This window comes from Flavobacterium polysaccharolyticum (assembly GCF_038739875.1).
GTDB lineage: Bacteria > Bacteroidota > Bacteroidia > Flavobacteriales > Flavobacteriaceae > Flavobacterium > Flavobacterium polysaccharolyticum.
Genome location: NZ_JBCGDP010000004.1, coordinates 299,431 through 319,384, shown reverse-complemented (window position 1 = coordinate 319,384; position 19,954 = coordinate 299,431). Strand labels below are relative to the sequence as shown.

The window sequence follows — 19,954 nt, the reverse complement described above, 5'->3', positions numbered from 1 at the left end:
AAATCCCATTAAAAAATTAATCACAAAGGAAAAACGCTTATAAAAGGAAGATTAAAATCCAATTATAAGCGTTTTTTTTATCTAAAAACGAGGTCTATCAAAATTGACGTGGTTTTTCAGTGGCTCTCAGGTGAAGGAATCTATTTTTTTTGGAAAAATTCAATAGGAATGGGCTTTAGCCCATTCATTAATGTTAGTTCAGTTTGGGGCTTTAGCCAAAATCTATGGTAGTTTTGGCTAAAGCCTCTCTGTTTTTTACAATTATTTTCTTTCGCTAAAGCGAAATCCAGAGATTACCAATCAATTTCTTTATGTTCTGAAAACCAAACATTCTCGTCTAGCCCTGATGGGAGCGGCATCCTTGCTTGACGGGGTTCGGCAAGCAAGATATAGCGTACAGCAGGACGACTCGTGTGTTGAGCAGGTTGGTGGTGCTCCTCAAACTAATGTAAAAAAGCATTCTTTTTTTGGGGATAAAAGTTATTTTTACGGCTCAAATGCGCAAGATATGATTTTAAAAACAGCAAGTCTGGCGGATATTCCCGTGATTTGGGATATTTTGCAAGCAGCGATTTCCCAACGCAAAGAAGACGGTAGCACACAGTGGCAAGACGGTTATCCGAATTTGGAAACGGTTACCGACGATTTTGTTAAAGGATATGCCCACGTATTGGTCGAAAATGAGGTGGTGGTAGCTTATGCAGCCATCATTTTTGGCGAGGAACCGACGTACAACGACCTGCAAGGTGAGTGGTTGAGCCATTCGGATTATGTGGTGGTGCATCGTGTGGCTACCGCACCTGAGTACAAAGGAAAGGGAATTGCCACGCTTTTGTTTGAGAAAATTGAAGCGTTGAGTATTTCGAAAAACGTGTTTAGCATTAAAGTAGATACCAATTTCGATAACTTTCCGATGTTGAAAATTCTCGAAAAATTGGACTACACCTATTGCGGTGAGATTGTGGTTCGCGGCGCGCCACGAAAAGCCTTTGAGAAGTTGTTGAAGTAGAATGAAACTACATAAAAAAGTCCAGCAATTGTTTGTGGTTGCTGGACTTTTGGTTTTAATAAGTAGTGATTTTTTTTACCACATAGAAACATAGCACGTATAGTTGTAAAAGAAGTGAATAGACGTTTTACTATTCACATAGACATTCTATGTTTATTTTTAATTGTAAATCATTTTATAGTTGATTTTCTCGGGGGCTAACAAGTGAGCCTGATGACTAAAATCGACTAGAATTTTGAGTTCCTCCAATTCATAGCAATTCAGCAAAATGATGAAGTTGCTTTGCAAGGTTGGGATAGGGATTTTCTTTTCATAAATTGAGTTTTCGTATTCCTTTTCCCAGTACGCACTGTCTATGGAGTTGAGGTACACCCTAAATCGATCAAATTCCACCGCATCAAAGTTGAAGGTCAAATTGTTAAACGAAAGATTGTACAGCGAACTATGCGTACAATAAAATAACAGTCCGTTATTGGTTCTATTTAAAATGTTTAGGGTGCACATCGTTTTTGGTTTTAGCGAATTACAAATGCGTTAATGATTTTGGCTACTTCTTCTTGTGTAGCATCGGGTTTTAAATCGAATAGGATGCTGAATAATGATTTCTTATCTACTTTTTTCTCCAAGTTTAGGTCTTTGTTTTGGCCGTAAACTTTTGCCCATTCGTTGCGTACTTTTGCCCAAAGGTCTTTATTTTTTGCCCACCATTTTTGCGCTAATTGGCATTTTTCGTCAGGCACTTTGGTGTAAATATCCATTCCTTTTTCTTGTGCCAAAAGCACATCCGAACCTCCTTCTGTACGTATCAATTTATCGTTGTCTTGTTCGTGAATCCATCCTTTTGGAGTGATTTCGTGTATGTTTCTTCTTTTCAAAACATTGTAATCGTTGCGTTTTGTATGTTCGCGTCTAGGTAAAGGCGCATCGGTAGTGTTTTTCCAAGACGTCACGCCATCTACTGTGGCCCAAGAAGCAGAGCCTTCGTATCTTGGACTGTCGTCTACTTGGTATACTTTCTGTGTCCATTGGCCTTTTACGGTTTTAAGGTCTAGCTTTTTGTATTTCCAAGTGAGGTCTTTGTGAAACTGCAACAAATCGGTGTTTTCGTAGAGCCAGTCTTGTCGCCAGTGTTTTACAATGTCTTCTTCTTTGTTGCCCGTAATGAGGAGGTGTTGCAAAACCAATTTGTTAGGCGTGTTTTCTACCAATTCTACCCATTCCAAAGCCGTTTCGTGTTTGGTTTTAGAGGGTTTGTAACTAGCGCTATCTTTTGGATAGTCAAAGGTTTCGGTAAAATTGAATTGTACTTCATAACAACCACACATCGCTTGTATGGCCTTGATGTCTTCTTTTTTCTTGGCATTTTGTCCAAAACTTAGTGTCGCACTTAGTGCAAGTACACCTAAGATAAGCATTGATTTTGTTTTCATTTTTTAATTAGTAAGAGTTAAAATTATTGCGGACAAAAATACTATATTAATTTAGAATAAATAAAAATAAAGTATATATTTGCCAAAAAATAATTAAGATTAATTCTAAATAATGAAAATCGAAGTACCGCTTTTTGCTCTCTTTATTTTTTGTCAGGCTGTGCTTGGGCAAGAGAAAGATAGTATTGCATCTAAAGAAAAACTTTCGGAAGTTGTTGTAACTGGGACACGAACCCAACGAATGCTCTCTACGTTGCCATTACCTGTAACAGTAATTACTTCTGAAGCCATTATAAAATCAGGAGTTACAAGGCTAAATGAAATTTTGAATGAACAAACAGGAATCATTTTAATTCCGGATGAGAGTGGTTTCGAGGGTATTCAGATGCAGGGTTTAGATGCAGCTTATACCATGATTTTGATTGATGGTGTTCCGCTTGTGGGAAGAACTTCTGGAGTTTTAGATTTATCGAGGGTTTCTGTTGGAAATATTGAGAGAATTGAGGTTGTAAAAGGTGCTTCGTCAGCTTTGTATGGTTCAGAAGCTATGGGCGGAGTGATTAATGTAATTACAAAAAGACCAGTAAAGGATATGTTTTCAGGTAGTCTCTCTTATCGATATGCAACATTCAATACCAATGATGCTAATGCTAATTTGCTTTGGAAGAAGAAGAAATTTGCAGCTAATTTATTTACGAATTATTATGCAACAGATGGATACGATTTGGATAAAAGTTCATCGTTGAAAAATGTAGAAGGATATTATAATACGACAATTCAACCAAAACTATATTACGATTTTTCAGAAAATCTGAAATTAATAGTAAGTAATCGTTTTTTTAATCAGAAGGCGGATAATGCTGCAGTGATTGATTCCGAAACCTATATTGGTGAAGCAAAAGAAAACGAATGGAATTCGCAGATCAAATTAGAACACAAATGGAATTCTAAAGTATATTCAGAATATGAATTATATACGACCAATTATAAAAATGATTCGTTTTTGAAGGATGAAAACAACGTGCAATTTGAAAATACCTATTACAATCAATGGCTTTTCAGACCAGAATTCAGAACAACTTTTTCAATAAAAAATGACAAATTAACTGCTGGAGTTGGTTTAAATTATGAAACCTTGGACAGAACCTATTTTGAAAGTAATGTGAATTTTAATTCTCAATATGTTTTTGTACAATACGATTACAACCCATCAGGAAAATTGAATATCCTTGCCGGATTTAGGTATGACAATCATAGCGAATATGCTTCGCAGTTCAGTCCGAAACTAGCTGTTAATTATAAGTTTAATAATAATTTTTCTTTGAAATCTTCAGTTGGTTATGGATATAAGGCACCGGATTTCAGACAGTTATTTTTCGATTTCACGAATCCATCCGTTGGGTATACCGTTTTAGGTTACAATGTTGCTGAAGCTCGCTTAAACGAATTTGAAGAGCAAGGTCAGCTTTTGTCCAGAGTGGCAGGAATAAGTTTTGACAAGCCATTAGAGGCTGAAAGTTCTATCAATTTTAATTTTGGAGGTTTTTACAAAAAAAATAAATTAAAGATAGATGTAAATGCTTTCTATAATTTGATAGATAATTTAATTGATACGCAGGTTGTAGCTCAAAAAACCAATGGACAGAATATTTTTAGTTATACCAATTTCGATAAAATATTTACTTATGGTGTAGAATTTAATTCGACTTATAGTTTTACCAAAGAATTTGTTGTGTCGTTAGGTTATCAGTATTTAATGGCAAAAGACAAATCTGTTCTTGATAATTTTGAAGAACACCAATACATACGAAATTCACAATTACAAACAGTTGAAATTAGTAAATCAGATTATTTCGGATTATACAATCGATCGAAACATACAGCTAATATTAAATTCGCTTATACTATTCCGAAAATAAAAACGGATATCAATTTACGAGTTTTCTACCGAAGCAAATACGGAATGTTTGATACCAATAACAATAACATTCTGGACAAATACGACCAATTTGTAAATGACTATTTTTTAACCAATTTGTCAATTTCAAAATACGTAACGGACAAATTATTACTTCAGGCCGGAGCTAATAATTTATTTGATTATACAGATCCTATACAGATACCAAATCTTGCAGGGAGACAGCTTTTTACAAGAATTCAATATAATTTTTAATCAATATTAATTTAAACCCTTTTACCATGAAAACAAAATTTTTAAAACTTTCACTTTTAACATTATTTATTTTTACAGCATCTTGCAGTAGTGATGACGATAATAAAGAAATCCCAGCAGTAGTAACTACAAAAGTTTCTAATCTTGATGCAACATCAACTACAGCATTTACAAAATTTAGTTTTTCTGAAAACAAAGTTGTTACTGGTGATAATTGGGATATTGCTTTTAGTAGTACAACTATTCTTGTAAATGGAGGAACTAAAAAAGCGGATGCTGAGCCAGTCAGAACCGGATCAGGTGCGGTAAGTATTGTATCTGGAACATTTGCTAGTGTGACTACTTTTCCATTAGCAACGACTTTTGTTCAAGATGCAGCTGCCAGCTATGCAATTCCAACTGGTAGTGGTAATGGCTGGTATAATTATAGTAATACTATCATTTCGCCAATTGCTGGAAAAGTATTTGTTGTGAAAACGCATGACGGTAAATATGCAAAATTCGAAATCTTGAGCTACTATAAAGACGCTCCTGCTACACCAGATGCAACATCTGTAGGAAGATATTATACTTTTAATTATGCGTACCAAGCAAATAGTACGACAACTTTTTAATAAAAAAGTAATATTTAAAAGTTGCTAATGTCAATTTTTACCAACTATCAATGAGAAGTTGATACTGACTTAAAGACGAAGTGGTCACACCTATTTTTTATCCTAACTATATGGAAATGATTGTTTTTATGTGGTCAAAGACGCCGCTTCCAACTACTACAAAGTGCGCTTCCTCGCGATGAGCAACGAAGCGGGACTAAGAGGAAATCCTACCTTCGAGTATGCCAAATTAGAGTAAACACAAGCTATAAGTGTTTAAAATTTTAGTTAAGTTTTTTTATTTTTTATTGTTAGTCAAAAGGTTGCTTCGGCGGCCTTTTGTGTTTTGGGATATCGTCTGATAAAGTGATGGAATTGTTTTTTTAGGAGCTAATCCTGCTGTCTGTTACAATCTCCGCCTCGCGTGGCTTTTTGGGCTAGGTCGCAAAGGAGCTTCTTTTAGTCGCTCTTTCCGTCCTGCCCAAAATAGCCACCCGAGCCAGAGGATTTCCACTCCCATCAGGGCTAGGAACGTTAGCGCGATAAAAATCCCATAGAAGGTCACCCTGAGCGCAGTCGAAGGGCAAATTCCAATTTTTATGGGCTCTGCTCCCCTCTTGAAATCGAAGATTCAACGACTCCAATAAATAAATAAAATAGGGAGTTATAGGGGCTGGGGGTGTGTTTTTGTCGAATCCCATCCCAAAAGTGAGTAGACCATTCAAAACAACAAGATAACAACAACAAACCAAAAACTTGCGAAACTTTTGTAATGGAAATTGTATATATTTGAGGAAGTAAAGTCTGACTCTTGTAAGACCTATCTACTAGATGGCAGTAATCTCCAAAATTTACGTCTAAACTAATTCCTTTCCAACGTAAATAAATGAAAATCAAAATGGAAATAGTAATATAATTTATAAATGAGGCTTTTAAAAAATGACAAAAAAAATTACAGAGAATATTCCTTTACTTTCAATTGTTTTTATCTACTTTGGATATTGCAATTTGCATTTTTTTTATAGAGAGTTTAAAATCGAGATTTATAATTATATTTCAAATTCAGAAATATTACTTTCATTTTTGCCAACAATTGTAATAATTGGCGCAAGTTTTGGATTTATAATAATTAACCTAATTATAAACCATAGCCAAAGAGTAAAAGTAGAACAAATCAACTCCGAAAACATAGCAGAAGAAAAAGTTGAAGAACCAAAATTAAAAAAGATTGAATTTTTCAAAGCAAAATTTAAATCTCCAATAGTTATTTGTTTTATTATTTTTCTACTAATATTAATAGTCAAAATTTATTTAGAACAAGGATTAGATTTTAAAAGATATGAATTAAAGGAATATTCATTGGTAACATCATTAATAACACCAATACTTTATTACTTTTTTTTAAGAGAATTTGGAGATGAATTTTTAAAAAAATATTATTTTTTTATTGCTCTTTCAGTAATAGTATTTATCGGAAATCAAATAGGTGATTATAGAAAATGTGAAGCTGAAAAAATTAAGGATGGTATTACAGATATTCAAATTTCATTTTTAATCAACAACAAAGAAATTAAGACAAACAAAAATTTATTGTTAATTGGTCAAACTCAATCTTCTATATTTTTATTTGATAGAATAAGTAAATCAAGTTATGTTTTTAATCGTGAAGAAATTCAAAACTTAAATATTAAATGAAAAGACTACTGCCAACACACGTGGCTGTTGCACAACTAAAAAAGAGACTAAACCTAACTTTTAATCAATTTTTTTAAACAGGTTATGTTCTAAAAATCAGTATATTACATTTTAAATAATTTAACAAACCAGAATTTTAAGAAGGAATTTTAGTTGTGCAACAAGCACACACGCTATAAGCAATTTGGGTATAATGCTTAATGGAAAAATTGGTTTGTATATGGAAGTTTTGCAAACCCGAAAACAAGACTTAATTTAGTGCCAAACCCGCTGTAATAATAGAACTTTAGTAGCAATAATACAAAACAAATGAATAAAAACGATTTTTTGAAGACTCTTGCACAAAAGGGTTACGATATAGGATTTGGAGCAAAAAAAAATTTTTCTTCTTATGATATTATAAATAAACTGCCAAGTTGGGTCGGATTTACTTCTTTAGCAATTGGAATTATTCAAATTGCTTATGAAAACATTCCATTTAATAAAGAATTATCTATTTTGTTAATATTTGTTGGTATTGCTATTATGTATATTGATGTGTTTAAAGATAAAGCTGATGATTATAATAATGAAGGAATAAGATTAACAAGGATTTTCAACTCAACTCGAGACCTATACTTTTTAGCAAAAAGTGATAATAATTTTGACTATCAAAATTATGAAATTAGATATCAAAATCTCCTCAATGATTTCTACAGTAACACCATTAGTAAACAAGTTTTTATGTCTCAATGGTTCGCTCATTATAAGCTTTTTTATGAGATGCAAGTAGAGTGGATTGAAGAGGAATTAAAACTTAAATTTTTTAAGGACAAAGTTCCAAACTCTCTAAAAACAACAATTTTAACCATTTTTATTATTATTCTAATCTGTGTTTTCTATGAATATCGAACAAACATTCAAGGACTTTTCAAATAATCTTACTGTATTAAATCAAGAAAATATTGAAAGTCGTTTTGGAACAATTACAAAAAGATTAAATAAAGATTTTCACGGCATAGAATCAAATACGGATAATGGAATTTATATAGGAAGTTATGGTCGAGATACTGCTATTTCTGGCATAAGCGATTTAGATTTATTATTTGTTTTACCTGATGAATTATATACTAAATACAATAATAGAGAAGGAAATAAGCAAAGTCAATTATTGCAAGATGTAAAAACATCACTTTGCAAAACATATACACAATCGAAAGTTAGAGGCGATGGACAAGTTGTAGTAATAGAATTTACGAATGATTACATCGAAGTATGTCCAGCTTTTCAAGAAAATGATGGAAGTTTTACATATCCAGATTCTAATAATGGTGGAAAATGGAAAAAAACAAATCCTACACCCGAATCTTCTGAAATTATTAATTTCGACAAAGAGTGCAATAATAATCTTATAAACCTATGTAGATTTATGAGAGCTTGGAAAAACAAATCAGGTGTGAAAATTGGTGGACTTTTAATTGACACTTTAATCTATAATTTCTTCATTTCCAATCCTGATTATAGAACTTACACATTCGATAATTACGATATTTTAGTTAGAGATTTTTTTAAATATTTAAAGGACTTGGATGATAACAGGTCATATTGGTATGCTCCAGGAAGTAATCAACACGTTTATAAAAATAATTCTAATTTTAAGTCTAAAGCAAAAAAAGCACTTAAGAATGTAGAAGAGGCGATTGAGAAAAATACAAACAACACTGTCTATGAGATTTGGAGAAGAGTATTTGGCAAATCATTTCCTTATCCTCAAACACTTAAAGAATCGAGTTACAATTATACTGTGTCTGAGGAATATATTGAGGAACGCTATCCTATGAATATAAGTTATATGCTTAGAATTGATTGTCAAGTGACTCAAGCAGGATTTAGGACAGAATTTTTAAGATTAGTAAAGTTTTTGAAAAAAAACAAAGAATTAGTTTTTTTGATTACAGCAACGGATGTCCCAAAACCTTATAAAGTGTTCTGGAAAGTAAAAAACGAAGGAGAAATTGCAAGAAAAAAAGATTGTTTACGTGGACAAATAATTGAAAGTAATCGTGGAACTGACCAAAGAAAAGAAAAATCAAATTTTGAAGGAGCTCATTTTGTTGAATGCTATATAATTAAAGATGGTTTTTGTGTAGCAAGAGACAGAATTGATGTGCCGATTAGTAATGACTAATAATTAAAGTTTACAAGCTAGCACAAACATCACGCTCATACCCACAATCATTAACTAAAACCCAAAAACCTAAAAAAATGTAGCTTGTAGCGTTTTTGTTTCACAGATACATAAGTTAGCAGCAATTATAACCCACAATTCATAATGAAGAAAGCCATCAAAAACTACGGTATTCAATTTTTTAAGGAAATAATCCCAGTCGTTGTGGGAATTTTAATTGCCCTTTTTATAGACAATTGGAATGCTGAACGAAAAGACAAAGCCTATATTGATCAAGTATTTGCAACCATACATAGCGAATTAAAAGAAACGAATGAGGATATTTCCTCCAACATTCCGCTACAAAAATCTTTGGTTGAGGCTTTAGAATCTTATTCAACCAACCAAAAGGTCGCCATTGTAGATATTGTGATGAAGTCCAAAGGGATCTATATCCCCAATATTAGAATCAATGCTTGGAAATCAGTTTCTAGTTCCAAAATTGATTTGATTCAATACGAGAAAGTAACCACGCTATCGAATATCGAAGAACTAAAAACAGCGTTGAATACCAAAACGCAATTTTTAATGAGTTATTTATATTCGAATATGAATGCAACGGATAAAAACACAAAACAGACCTTAAAAATGATTTTGTTGGATATCCTTCAAACCGAAAGAACCATTGAAAGGACTATTAAGCTATTTGGGGAAAAATAATAACTGCTTATAATACCCCTATTTTAGCACCAGAACTTTGGTAGCAAGAAACATACAGAACTAAAATTAGAATTGTAACACATTCTAAAAATAAGCGTCTTTCATTAAAAATATATTATGAAGCCAAAAAATAGTTGCTTACTCGGATTGTCTCTTTTTGTTATAAGTTATATACTATTTTCTCAAGGATCTAGATTAGAATACTTTCAAAAACCAGTAGATTTTGCACATTGGTTTAACTTAGTTGGAGCAATATTGTTGATTTCTTTTAACAAAGTTTTTCCAAAGAATAATCTTAATACGGTAGCGTCTTTTGTAACAACTTTAGGAGTTATTGCTCATATAGGTCTCTGTACAATTGACTTCATAATGTGGAGTTTTGGAAATAACGAAATGGCTAAAACAGCATTAAGCAATCAAATAAGTAATACGCCATCAATTTTATATCCTTTTGTTATTATTGGTCCGTCATTGCTCTTTGTAGGATTGGCTGCTCATGCATTAAACTTCATAAAAACGCACACTATAAGTTCGTTAATGGTAATTATTGGAGCTCCATTAGTCGGTTTTTCATTTTTTATATTAAAAAACGGTAATTTAATGCTTTTAAGCTGTGCAGTTTTTGCTTTAGGCTTAGTTTTGCTTCTTAATGCAAATGAAAACAGAAAAATAGTAAGCGAATAAGTACCAGCACCCAACAGCTACAACGTATGTTGGTAATAGACTTTCCCGAGGTGTCGGGAGGAAAGTTGGTTTTGTATTTGGGATGATTTGATTGGCCAATGTGCCATGGTTCGAATGATAAATTCGAAAAAAAAGATTACTTTAGTTCCAAGTGCACTCTAGTTCTAGAACGTTACCTAAAAGCTTTTAAAAAAAATCAAATGTCAATCGAAAACATACCTGAAATCTATATCAACAATACAAAAGAGAGTCCAGAATTATTTGTCTATGATTTCAAAATGACCAGTGATGTAGTAAAAAGTAAGGTGATTTTAGGGATGAATATGTTTAGTTTTTTACAAGTTGGGATAAAGCAAGTGCATTTTGCTGGAACATCAGTAGTTGTAAATAAAGATCAGTCCTTATTGCTAAAAAAAGGAAATTGGCTTTGGACAGAATTACTTGATACAGAAACCATTTATTACTGCAAACTCTTCTTCTTTTCTGAAAACAAACTAAAAGAATTTTTAGAAAAACATACTACCAAAAAACAAATCATAAAACATGAAATACCCTATTTTATAATTAAAAATGATGCTTACATTATTTCATATTTAAATTCATTATCCACAATTAGTGAAGTTCCATCGGTTTTTAGGGAGCGTTTGCTTTCTGTTAAATTTGAAGAGTTGTTGCTTTACCTTCTGCAAAAATATGGAAGAAAATTTGAATTGTATCTGGATTCTCTTGTAAGAGAAGAATCCTCCACTTTTAAAAAGGTTTTAGAAAGCAAAATCAATGCTAATCTAAAATTAGAAGAAATAGCGTTTTTATGCCATATGAGTTTGTCTACCTTTAAACGTCATTTCATTAAAGAATATAAAACATCTCCAGGAAAATGGCTTCAAGATATGCGCCTTCAAAAAGCAAAAGAAATACTGGAGCAAGGCCATTTAAAACCATCAGACATTTATCTCGATTACGGTTATCATAACCTTTCCAACTTTAGTATAGCCTTTAAAAATAAATTTGGCTGTAATCCTAGCGAAATTTAATCTTAATTCACGGGCTATAATTCCATTGTAAGTTTGACCTTTTTTCATAAGTTAATGAGCTTTTTTAGTAATGCATTACTTTAACCCAAAAATTAAATTTGCATTGCTTATAACAAATTTAAAAAAGAGAAAAATGAATATTACATTAGAACAAGCCGAAAAAGTAATCCTAGCGGCAAAACAAAAATCGGTAGCAATTGACACTAAAATGAATATTGCTGTTGTAGATGCAGGAGCTAATTTGGTTGCATTTGGCAGAATGGATGGCGCTTGGTTAGGCTCATTAGACATTTCTATTAAAAAAGCCAAAACCGCTCGTTTTTTTGATATGAATACTGGAGTTATTGGAGAATTATCTCAACCAGGTCAGCCTTTATTTAATATTGAACACTCAAATAATGGTTTGATTACTTTTCCAGGAGGTGTGCCTATTAAAAATGCTTCAGGAGAAATTATTGGAGCAATTGGAGTAAGTGGTAGCTCTGTTGAAAACGACCATATCGTTGCAGAATTTGGAGCTTCTTCCATATAAATCTTCAACTAAATTAATCAAAAGAGGGTAATTAAAACTAATTATCCTCTTTTCATTTGTATCCAAATAGGAAACTATACTTTTTGTCTACGCGCCTTGGAATAAATTTACTGTCTTTTATTTAATCCAAAGTAAAGGTGAAAGCCGCCGACTTCCCATCATTTTAGTTTTGTAATCCATATAAGTGCCAATTTTTTTCGTCTTCATCGTTATTCTCTGCGCTTTTAATCATTCAATGTACCATTCTAAATTCTAAATACCTTCCTGTAAAAAATTGGAAGACTTTTATTAGATTTACATAGTACAAGAACTTTTAAAAAAACACGAAGTCTTGAGGCCTCTTGAGCAGACTAACGTAATTAGAACATAACAGAAATCGACTGGAATTATAATTTTAATACAACATAACAATGAGTAGAAGCTTAAGGTCACTATTTGTAATTTATGACATTCCAGATTGGTTTTTAATCATTTGTATTTTAATTTCTTTGCCTATTTTGGCTTGTCCCCTTGTTTTTTATTTTTCACTATTTATTTTTGATTCTCCAAAATCAGGCGGATTAGAATTTTTATACTTTCTGCTAATTAATTCTTATTCAATTATATTACTTGCAAATGCGCTCTTAAGTTTTCATTTTTATAGAAAATCAAAAGTGATAGGAATACTAATTCTTTTATTTCCGCTGCTTCTATATTTGCTGTTTGGATACTATTTTATGAATATCTAAAAATGAATTTTTATTAACTAAAACGGATTAAGACAATTTACTCACTAGAAAGTTCTTATTGTATTCAGATGTTTAATAATAACCGAAAAATAAATCTTACTTTAGTACCAAACCAGCTGTAGTACCATAACAATATAATCCCCAAAACAACTAAAATGAAGAAAATAATTATCCTTTTTTTGCTTTTAACATTCATTAGTTGTGGAAGTTATACGATGAGTACATTTTATGTTAAAAACACTTCGGATAAACAAGTTAATTTTAATGCTACAGTTGTAAAATATAGCCAAATGGGACCATTTTTATTAAATGTTCCTTTTGTAATTAAACCGAACGACAGTGTTTTAGCGAGAAAAGTAAAAATGAGAAGTGATTTAAGTCCAGAAAATTGGTTTGAAAAATTTGAAATCTTTCCAACAGACAGTTTAGCGTATAACGACCCAAAACAATCTCAAAACTGGATAAAAACTATTGGAAAAGATGGAAATCCAATCTATACGTTTAAAATTGTAAAGACAGTCAAATGAAAATAGTAAACATTTTAGTTTTATCTCTGTTCACAACTTTTGCATTTAGCCAAGAAATCGATGATTACACAAACAGGCTTAAAGCAATAAATAATCAAACAATTACATTTTATAATGTTGATGGAGTTGATTTTTCAAGTCAAACTTTTAGTAATGAATTTTCGGAAAAAGGACTTAAAAAACTTTATAGAAAATATTCGATAAAAGATAGCGACCTAAAAATTAAAGACGAGAATTTAACTCAAAATAATATTTACATCACAAAATCGGAAAGTATTACTGAAAATATTAATCAAATAAGTTCTTATTATTTTCTAGAGAATAAAGACAAAACAGTTTCCGTTTTTTGGTTTGGTTATTATAATAAACTTAACAAAGAATTTGAACGGAAGTATATAAATCGAATTTTAAACCACGAGATTCCCAGTGAAGTTTATGAATCAATGACAATCGATAGCATCGATTTTGCGGGAAGAAAAATAAAATTAGGGAGTAATTGTAATTGGACTAATATTAATACTGTTCAATGTCCATATTATGGGGAAATGAATTGGTCTGTTCATAAAACCATTGAGAGTGCAAAAAATGCAATCAATAATCAGTTTACAGTAACAAAGAGTCTAAAAGGTGGAAAAGTTATTTCAGAGGAAGAGGTTGATGTGATATTTGAAGGAACTGAAACTAAAGCAAAAAAAGTAATTTATGATTTTACTGGTCCCAAATCATTACTTGTTGGAATGTCAGGGGGAAAAACATTAACCATATATTATGTTGCTTGTAAAGTAAGAGAAAATTATCTAAGTTGTTGTATGAGTTTTTGGAATAATGACACGTTAACAGAGAATGGATTAGCGCCATTATTGGAAAAAATAATGCAACTGAAAAAATAATTACATCTGCGAACAATCACAACGGATTTAGGAAATTGGCTAATTTAGTTTCAAATCCGCTGTAGTAGCAGAATTTTACTACCAAGCTTTAAACCTATGAAGATTCCAACAACACCCGATAATTTTCAAAATGAATTTTATTCATCAATAGACTTAATGGATAAAGTTGGAGATTTAAGAATCCGACAGTTTGTTAACATATTAGATAAAGTTAATGATGAAATTATTATAAGCGGAGTAATTAAAATATTCCAAAACACAAAAAGACCAAATACGGAATATGTTGACCAAAAAAACGCAGGAAAAATATTGTACAGAATTAAACCTAAAACTGAGATTGATTTAATACTCATTCTAAAAGCTACTATCGAAAATTGGAACAAAAGTGTTGAAGAATTGCCTTTTTGGTTAAAAGAAAATTATGGAATTACATTACTCAAAAACAAGCTTGCTGAATTTGAAAATCAAAACCTAAATGATACAGAATTTGAAAAATTAAAAACAATGAAATGGTGGCTGCAAATATAAATGCAAATAAAAGCCCGTAAGTAACGGCTCCAACGGATTTAGGTATTTGTCTTACTAGAAAGTTGTTTTGTATTTGGGATGATTTGATTGGTCAATGTGCTATGGTCCGAATGATAAATTCGAAAAAAAGGATTACTTTAGTATTAAAAACACTTTATTACCAGGATGTTATGGGGTTGTAGAACCATACTGAATAATCAAACAAGCGAAGATGAAACGAATTGATTCCATTGATATCGTAAGAGGCGTAGTGATGATAATTATGGCATTAGACCATGTTAGAGATTTAATGCACATAGATTCAATTACACAGAACCCAACTGATTTTGCAACCACTACACCCATACTGTTTTTCACAAGATGGATCACTCATTTATGTGCCCCGATTTTTGTTTTTTTGGCAGGGACATCAGCCTATATGTCGTTAAAAAACAACAATAACTTATCAGAAACGAGACGAAATCTACTTAAAAGAGGTTTATTCTTAATTTTTCTTGAATTTACGGTTGTCAATTTTGCGATATTTTTTGATGTTGGTTTTCACACACTATTATTTGAAGTGATTGCTAGTATAGGTTTTGGATTTATTATTTTGGGTTTATTACTAAAATTATCCGCAAAGCAATTAGCTAGTATAGGATTATTGATACTATTTTGCCACAACCTTACACCACTTATTCCGTTTGAGGAAGGATCAATACTAAAAGTTATACTAACACCTTTTTTCAGTCCAGTTGCCCTACCTCTTTTTGCAGGAAAAACATTTGTAATGGGGTATCCTCCAATTCCGTGGTTAGGAATCATGCTGATTGGATTTGCTTGTGGTCTCTATTTTGAAAGGACACAAGAAAAAAGGGAAAGAATATTTATCAAAATTGGATTAGGTGCATTGGCATTATTTACAGTGTTACGTCTTATAAATATTTATGGCGATGGATTGCCATGGACATCACAAAAAAATGCACTATTCACTTTTATGTCCTTTATGAACATTAGCAAATATCCACCATCACTTCTGTTTTGTTTAGTTACCCTAGGCATCATGTTTTTATTGCTTGCCTTTTCAGAACGATTGAGTGCTGGGTTTAAAAGCATACTTTCTGTTTATGGAAAAGTGCCATTGTTTTATTTTATAGTACATTTTTATCTGATTCATTTTATCACACTCTTGATTTTGAGGATTCAAGGAATTTCTTTTTCTCAATTTGAATTTGCGACAGGAACTTTTGGGAGACCAAAGGGTATAGAAAGTGGATTACCGCTTTGGGGCGTTTATTTAATTTGGTTAGCCGTTGTTGTGATACTTTATAAACCCTGTCTCTGGTATGGACGATACAAGGCAACCCATAAAAATAAATGGTTAAAGTACATTTGACAAAAACAAGAAAAACAACGCGCCGTTACAGTGAAGTTAAGTAATAGAACGTTTTGTATTTAGGAGATTTTGTAAATCTGAAGATAAGGCTTACTTTAGTTCCAAACTTGCTGTAGTACAACAACACTAGAGCTTCAGTCAAAATTAGAAAAAATGATATTCAAAGGACATTTTGCCAAGCTTTTAGCGCCTTTAGATTTCCATAAATTAACGATTTACTCAAAATCTGATGAGGAAAAAGAAATTAGAAAAGAATATTTTTATAAAGACTATAAAGTTCATAAAATTATTGATTATAGAAATGGTATAATTTCTGAATATGAATATATTGACATTAATAATTTTAATGTCAAATTTTTTCTATTTGAAAACTCACCAAGTGAAAAAAGATTTGATTCAATTAAAGAATTCATCTATTTTGAAAATAAAAAAATAAGAGAAGTCCTTATTAATATTGAAAATAAAAAAGAAGTGAAAATTTATACCGGTGAATTTGAGTATTCAAATGATGATTTGTCATTTGAACGCTACATTTATGAAAATGGAGATGAATATAGAATAAAACACGAGTGGAACAAAACTAAATCTGTCAATAAAATTACACATCTTGATGAGCCAGACAAGGTTAAATACACCTTTGATATGAATGGATATTTAATTGAAACTTTATATTTTAAATATGAAGGAAGTGTTAAAAAAACGCTTTATGAATATAAGGACAATAAACTTTTTAAGTTAATTGAGTTTCCACATCTTGAATACAAGAAAACACTTCTCGGAAAAATTAAAATTATTACTGAAGCACAGTTTGTGGACGAAACAGAGAGTTATTATTTTGAAAATGGCTTACTTGAAAAAGAAATAATAAAAGATTATGAAACCAAAGAAATAGTAAGAACAGTATATTACGAATATGAATAATAACTTTTGTGATATAGGTTTTCGGTATTGTAGATTTGAGTTTAATTTAAAGTTGGTCTTGTATTTGAGTTCCATAGTATCAGGATTTGCAAACCGATAGTGCGGTTTTACTTCGTTATTTCACTATCACAAGACTTAAAAATTTGAGAATATTTCTTGCTTTAATCTCAAACCTGTTTTAGTACTAGTACGATTACATCATTTAAACAAAACAGAAAACAAACAAAATATGAAAGTGCCTTTTTATCTTTTTTTAGCTATTGCTTTGCATTCTTTCGCTCAAGTAAAAGTGATCAACGGTGAAATAAAGGATGTAGAAAATAAAGCTGCCTTACACTATGCGAATATTGGAATTGCGAATAAAAATACGGGAACGGTATCAAATTCAGAGGGGAAATTTTCTTTAAAAATGGATGAAAGTGTGAATGAAAATGATGTAGTCACCTTTTCTTATGTGGGTTATCAATCAAAAACAGTAGCCGTATCAAAACTTACGCTTCCGAATAACATAATTGAATTAACGTCTTTGAAGAATCAATTAGATGAAGTGGTAGTCAAATTTGTAAAACCAAAGCCTAAAGTATTGGGAAGAAATTCGAAAGGTCTTGGACTAATGCATACTAATTTTTATACCTATTACGAAAAAGAGGTTGACGACCGATTGAGTAAAGAAGTTGGAATGAAGTTTACACTAAAGAAAGATTGCAAAATAAATGATTTGAATTTTAACATCACTTCAAATGAATTTAGTTCCCTAAAATTTAGGCTGCATTTTTATAAAATTGAAAATGGATTGCCATCAAATCGTATTGTAGAAAAAGATATCGTTTTTGAAATCAAAGATGAGTTTAAGGGTTGGTTTAAGGTAGACTTGAAGCCGTATGAAATATATTTGGATAAAGAAACAGCAGATGTAGCAGTTACCATTCAATGGGTGGAAAGCAAAAAGGCAAATGAGAAAAGCAAATACTTTGGCATTTCAACAGCAAAGTCAATAACTGAAACCAGTTTTTACAGAGAAAAAGCAATGGATAGTTGGAGTAAAAGTGGACAAAGTATGAGTTTTTACCTCAATGCAATGTGTAGATAAAAAAAGAACTTTTATCAACTAAAATAGATGAAGGCAATTGGTTGGCTAGAAAGTTGGTTTTATTTGTAAGTTTTGCCAAATTTGATGTCAGGATTAGATTAATGTAAAAAGCCTGAATTACTATATTTTTGGGCTAAGTATTTGACCAAAATTAAAGAATGATAAAAATGAAAAAATGTGTTTTAACAATATTCTTATTTGGTTTTAGCCTACTTTGGGCTCAAAAATCAAAGTCTTTAAAAAATCAAAAAATAATATTTGATGAGGCACAAAAATCTACTGCTAAACTAGATTATGCAAGTGCAATTGGTTTTTATACTTATGCTTATAATCTAAATCCAAAAAATGATTTAGGTAAAAAAGCTAAAATTAAATCCGATTCTTTAAAAGCTTTGCCGAGAAAAAAGTATGTAGAAAGTATCATAGGTAAATGGAAACTTAACAGATTCGGCTCAAATTGGGGAATGGAAAACTATAAAGATTCAATTAATAATCAAATATTAGTTATTGAACGTAACAAATTTATCTTCTTTGAGCAAAATATTGTAACTAAGGAATTGAAATTATTAAAATCGGAAGATTTAAAATTTTTAACTTCTTTAGATGATGAGAATTACACCAATGAATTTTTATTTTCTGACAATCAAATTTGGTGGTTTGGAATGGCAAAAAATAGTTCTGAATTACTACAATTTAAAACAGGAGAAAAAACAATAAATGGTAGAACAGAACTTTATTGTGGTAATTCTGAATTGTATTACACAAAAATAGAAGACTAAAAACCGATAACTCAGACTCACAATCCGTGCCTACTCGAATAAGCGACTAGAATAATTCCCTAAACCTCGGATTGATAATTTATCAACGCGTTTTTTTGTGTTCTGAAAACGAAACGTTCTCACTTAGTCCCGATGGGAGCGGCATCTTTGTTTGCTTCCTTTTTTATGGGACCAAGCGGATAGTAGGTTAGTAGAGAAATGAAATTATTTATTTGTTGTTTTCACGTGAATGAAGTTCGGACTTAATTTTCTTCAATGTGACTGCATTGAAAATTAATAAAGGGATAAAGGTAAAAGGAATTACTATAAATACAAGAAAGCTTGGTTTTTGAAAGGTGAGCCATATGCCTAAAACCAGAAGAACTAGCAGCATACCAGACAGTACGCCTATTATTGTTTTTATGGTTTTCTGTTGTTTGATTAGTTCTTCAATACTTAATTCACTTAGATTTTTACTCTTCATTTTGCTATTTAGTTTTTAATTAGTTCGAGATTTTTTATGGTACCAATAGGTGCAATTTTTACATTTTGATTTCCTTTTGTAAGGTAAAAATAGTACATACTGTTTGTTTCAATTAAATAAACATTTTCTGAATTGCCATCGCCGAAAGTCATTTTGGTATTGTATTCAAGTTTGTTGTTGGCTATTCTTTCAGCAATTTTTTCTCCCATCCCAAGTCCAATTCCAAGAAAAAAACAGAGTAAAGTGGTTAAAAAAAACACGATAACCAGATTGGAAAAAAAAGTTCTGGTTTCAGTTTCATTTAAATTTGGTTTGTTTTTTAAAATACTTTTTTGAATCCAATTTTTATGGCTTCTTTTGGATAAGTAGTTAGGGATAGTAAACAAAATGGCTGAAATAACAACTAATGCGAGTAGCAAAATAGGATGTGACGTTAAAATAGCTATTGGACTAACAAGGATATCTGTAATGGATGAATAATTTAAAATGTTTATTCCGATTTGGTTAAAAAATAGACTTTCTTGAAGTAAACCCATTAGTATTAAGTACAGATAACCGAATGAAATAAATTTTTGTAGTTCCTCTAATGTCTTCATAAATTGTGTTTTGTTTCAAAAATAATCAAAATTGTAAAACG

The 19,954-nt window shown here is 31.2% G+C and carries 21 protein-coding genes and 1 pseudogene; 18 read left to right on the top strand and 4 right to left on the bottom strand.

What is annotated here, in order from left to right; genetic code table 11:
- Positions 1 to 346: 346 nt before the first annotated feature.
- A complete protein-coding gene (locus tag WFZ86_RS06445) occupies positions 347 to 1,009 on the top strand; it encodes a GNAT family N-acetyltransferase (RefSeq protein ID WP_342691176.1) in 663 nt (220 codons plus the stop codon).
- Between the two features lie 159 nt (positions 1,010 to 1,168).
- Here WFZ86_RS06445 and WFZ86_RS06440 read toward each other — a convergent pair whose 3' ends face one another.
- Positions 1,169 to 1,513: a DUF6686 family protein gene (locus WFZ86_RS06440; RefSeq protein WP_342691175.1), complete on the bottom strand. Its 345-nt coding sequence runs from the start codon at positions 1,511 to 1,513 to the stop codon at positions 1,169 to 1,171.
- Between the two features lie 11 nt (positions 1,514 to 1,524).
- Positions 1,525 to 2,439 (bottom strand): DUF6607 family protein, encoded by a 915-nt coding sequence (locus WFZ86_RS06435; RefSeq protein ID WP_342691174.1) that lies wholly within the window; start codon positions 2,437 to 2,439, stop codon positions 1,525 to 1,527.
- Positions 2,440 to 2,551: 112 nt separating this feature from the next.
- Between WFZ86_RS06435 and WFZ86_RS06430 the strand changes: the two genes are divergently transcribed.
- The 17 genes and pseudogenes from WFZ86_RS06430 (at position 2,552) to WFZ86_RS06350 (ending at position 18,854) form a co-directional block, all read left to right on the top strand.
- Entirely contained in the window at positions 2,552 to 4,612 is a 2,061-nt protein-coding gene (locus WFZ86_RS06430; protein WP_342691173.1) for a TonB-dependent receptor plug domain-containing protein, read from the top strand.
- Positions 4,613 to 4,638: 26 nt separating this feature from the next.
- Positions 4,639 to 5,226 (top strand): HmuY family protein, encoded by a 588-nt coding sequence (locus WFZ86_RS06425; protein WP_342691172.1) that lies wholly within the window; start codon positions 4,639 to 4,641, stop codon positions 5,224 to 5,226.
- A 127-nt stretch (positions 5,227 to 5,353) separates the two neighbouring features.
- Positions 5,354 to 5,464: pseudogene (locus WFZ86_RS06420) on the top strand (HmuY family protein); the annotation flags it as partial.
- A gap of 680 nt (positions 5,465 to 6,144) precedes the next feature.
- Positions 6,145 to 6,900 carry a hypothetical protein gene (locus WFZ86_RS06415; protein WP_342691171.1) on the top strand — a complete coding sequence of 252 codons (756 nt, stop codon included), beginning with the start codon at positions 6,145 to 6,147 and terminating at the stop codon, positions 6,898 to 6,900.
- A gap of 309 nt (positions 6,901 to 7,209) precedes the next feature.
- Entirely contained in the window at positions 7,210 to 7,818 is a 609-nt protein-coding gene (locus WFZ86_RS06410; RefSeq protein ID WP_342691170.1) for an SLATT domain-containing protein, read from the top strand.
- Entirely contained in the window at positions 7,781 to 9,067 is a 1,287-nt protein-coding gene (locus tag WFZ86_RS06405; protein ID WP_342691169.1) for an SMODS domain-containing nucleotidyltransferase, read from the top strand. Before WFZ86_RS06410 ends, WFZ86_RS06405 begins: the two co-directional genes overlap by 38 nt.
- 144 nt (positions 9,068 to 9,211) lie before the next feature.
- Complete coding sequence (locus WFZ86_RS06400; RefSeq protein WP_342691168.1) at positions 9,212 to 9,766, top strand: hypothetical protein; 555 nt, start codon at positions 9,212 to 9,214, stop codon at positions 9,764 to 9,766.
- 117 nt (positions 9,767 to 9,883) lie between these two features.
- Positions 9,884 to 10,450 carry a hypothetical protein gene (locus WFZ86_RS06395; RefSeq protein ID WP_342691167.1) on the top strand — a complete coding sequence of 189 codons (567 nt, stop codon included), beginning with the start codon at positions 9,884 to 9,886 and terminating at the stop codon, positions 10,448 to 10,450.
- Positions 10,451 to 10,650: 200 nt separating this feature from the next.
- Positions 10,651 to 11,484: a helix-turn-helix domain-containing protein gene (locus WFZ86_RS06390; RefSeq protein ID WP_342691166.1), complete on the top strand. Its 834-nt coding sequence runs from the start codon at positions 10,651 to 10,653 to the stop codon at positions 11,482 to 11,484.
- 133 nt (positions 11,485 to 11,617) lie between these two features.
- Positions 11,618 to 12,016: a GlcG/HbpS family heme-binding protein gene (locus WFZ86_RS06385; RefSeq protein WP_342691165.1), complete on the top strand. Its 399-nt coding sequence runs from the start codon at positions 11,618 to 11,620 to the stop codon at positions 12,014 to 12,016.
- Between the two features lie 883 nt (positions 12,017 to 12,899).
- The gene (locus tag WFZ86_RS06380) at positions 12,900 to 13,271 is read left to right on the top strand and encodes a hypothetical protein (protein WP_342691164.1); all 372 of its coding nucleotides are present in this window, start codon (positions 12,900 to 12,902) and stop codon (positions 13,269 to 13,271) included.
- Positions 13,268 to 14,161 carry a hypothetical protein gene (locus tag WFZ86_RS06375; protein ID WP_342691163.1) on the top strand — a complete coding sequence of 298 codons (894 nt, stop codon included), beginning with the start codon at positions 13,268 to 13,270 and terminating at the stop codon, positions 14,159 to 14,161. The genes WFZ86_RS06380 and WFZ86_RS06375 overlap by 4 nt, the downstream gene beginning before the upstream one ends.
- Before the next feature lie 96 nt (positions 14,162 to 14,257).
- Positions 14,258 to 14,689 carry a hypothetical protein gene (locus tag WFZ86_RS06370; protein ID WP_342691162.1) on the top strand — a complete coding sequence of 144 codons (432 nt, stop codon included), beginning with the start codon at positions 14,258 to 14,260 and terminating at the stop codon, positions 14,687 to 14,689.
- 211 nt (positions 14,690 to 14,900) lie between these two features.
- Complete coding sequence (locus tag WFZ86_RS06365; protein WP_342691161.1) at positions 14,901 to 16,064, top strand: acetyltransferase domain-containing protein; 1,164 nt, start codon at positions 14,901 to 14,903, stop codon at positions 16,062 to 16,064.
- Positions 16,065 to 16,217: 153 nt separating this feature from the next.
- Positions 16,218 to 16,985, top strand: a complete 768-nt coding sequence (locus WFZ86_RS06360) for a hypothetical protein (protein ID WP_342691160.1) — start codon at positions 16,218 to 16,220, stop codon at positions 16,983 to 16,985.
- A gap of 229 nt (positions 16,986 to 17,214) precedes the next feature.
- Entirely contained in the window at positions 17,215 to 18,075 is an 861-nt protein-coding gene (locus WFZ86_RS06355; RefSeq protein ID WP_342691159.1) for a carboxypeptidase-like regulatory domain-containing protein, read from the top strand.
- 167 nt (positions 18,076 to 18,242) lie between these two features.
- On the top strand, positions 18,243 to 18,854 hold the full coding sequence (locus WFZ86_RS06350) for a hypothetical protein (protein WP_342691158.1): 612 nt from the start codon (positions 18,243 to 18,245) through the stop codon (positions 18,852 to 18,854).
- A gap of 208 nt (positions 18,855 to 19,062) precedes the next feature.
- Here WFZ86_RS06350 and WFZ86_RS06345 read toward each other — a convergent pair whose 3' ends face one another.
- Positions 19,063 to 19,317 carry a redox-active disulfide protein 2 gene (locus WFZ86_RS06345; RefSeq protein ID WP_342691157.1) on the bottom strand — a complete coding sequence of 85 codons (255 nt, stop codon included), beginning with the start codon at positions 19,315 to 19,317 and terminating at the stop codon, positions 19,063 to 19,065.
- A gap of 8 nt (positions 19,318 to 19,325) precedes the next feature.
- The gene (locus WFZ86_RS06340) at positions 19,326 to 19,913 is read right to left on the bottom strand and encodes a hypothetical protein (RefSeq protein WP_342691156.1); all 588 of its coding nucleotides are present in this window, start codon (positions 19,911 to 19,913) and stop codon (positions 19,326 to 19,328) included.
- Positions 19,914 to 19,954: the final 41 nt, after the last annotated feature.

Bases quoted from the DNA above. Each gene is read 5' to 3' on its own strand.
- WFZ86_RS06445 (WP_342691176.1), top strand. From the start codon at position 347: ATGGGAGCGGCATCCTTGCTTGACGGGGTTCGGCAAGCAAGATATAGC.
- WFZ86_RS06440 (WP_342691175.1), bottom strand. From the start codon at position 1,513: ATGTGCACCCTAAACATTTTAAATAGAACCAATAACGGACTGTTATTT.
- WFZ86_RS06435 (WP_342691174.1), bottom strand. From the start codon at position 2,439: ATGAAAACAAAATCAATGCTTATCTTAGGTGTACTTGCACTAAGTGCG.
- WFZ86_RS06430 (WP_342691173.1), top strand. From the start codon at position 2,552: ATGAAAATCGAAGTACCGCTTTTTGCTCTCTTTATTTTTTGTCAGGCT.
- WFZ86_RS06425 (WP_342691172.1), top strand. From the start codon at position 4,639: ATGAAAACAAAATTTTTAAAACTTTCACTTTTAACATTATTTATTTTT.
- WFZ86_RS06415 (WP_342691171.1), top strand. From the start codon at position 6,145: ATGACAAAAAAAATTACAGAGAATATTCCTTTACTTTCAATTGTTTTT.
- WFZ86_RS06410 (WP_342691170.1), top strand. From the start codon at position 7,210: ATGAATAAAAACGATTTTTTGAAGACTCTTGCACAAAAGGGTTACGAT.
- WFZ86_RS06405 (WP_342691169.1), top strand. From the start codon at position 7,781: ATGAATATCGAACAAACATTCAAGGACTTTTCAAATAATCTTACTGTA.
- WFZ86_RS06400 (WP_342691168.1), top strand. From the start codon at position 9,212: ATGAAGAAAGCCATCAAAAACTACGGTATTCAATTTTTTAAGGAAATA.
- WFZ86_RS06395 (WP_342691167.1), top strand. From the start codon at position 9,884: ATGAAGCCAAAAAATAGTTGCTTACTCGGATTGTCTCTTTTTGTTATA.
- WFZ86_RS06390 (WP_342691166.1), top strand. From the start codon at position 10,651: ATGTCAATCGAAAACATACCTGAAATCTATATCAACAATACAAAAGAG.
- WFZ86_RS06385 (WP_342691165.1), top strand. From the start codon at position 11,618: ATGAATATTACATTAGAACAAGCCGAAAAAGTAATCCTAGCGGCAAAA.
- WFZ86_RS06380 (WP_342691164.1), top strand. From the start codon at position 12,900: ATGAAGAAAATAATTATCCTTTTTTTGCTTTTAACATTCATTAGTTGT.
- WFZ86_RS06375 (WP_342691163.1), top strand. From the start codon at position 13,268: ATGAAAATAGTAAACATTTTAGTTTTATCTCTGTTCACAACTTTTGCA.
- WFZ86_RS06370 (WP_342691162.1), top strand. From the start codon at position 14,258: ATGAAGATTCCAACAACACCCGATAATTTTCAAAATGAATTTTATTCA.
- WFZ86_RS06365 (WP_342691161.1), top strand. From the start codon at position 14,901: ATGAAACGAATTGATTCCATTGATATCGTAAGAGGCGTAGTGATGATA.
- WFZ86_RS06360 (WP_342691160.1), top strand. From the start codon at position 16,218: ATGATATTCAAAGGACATTTTGCCAAGCTTTTAGCGCCTTTAGATTTC.
- WFZ86_RS06355 (WP_342691159.1), top strand. From the start codon at position 17,215: ATGAAAGTGCCTTTTTATCTTTTTTTAGCTATTGCTTTGCATTCTTTC.
- WFZ86_RS06350 (WP_342691158.1), top strand. From the start codon at position 18,243: ATGAAAAAATGTGTTTTAACAATATTCTTATTTGGTTTTAGCCTACTT.
- WFZ86_RS06345 (WP_342691157.1), bottom strand. From the start codon at position 19,317: ATGAAGAGTAAAAATCTAAGTGAATTAAGTATTGAAGAACTAATCAAA.
- WFZ86_RS06340 (WP_342691156.1), bottom strand. From the start codon at position 19,913: ATGAAGACATTAGAGGAACTACAAAAATTTATTTCATTCGGTTATCTG.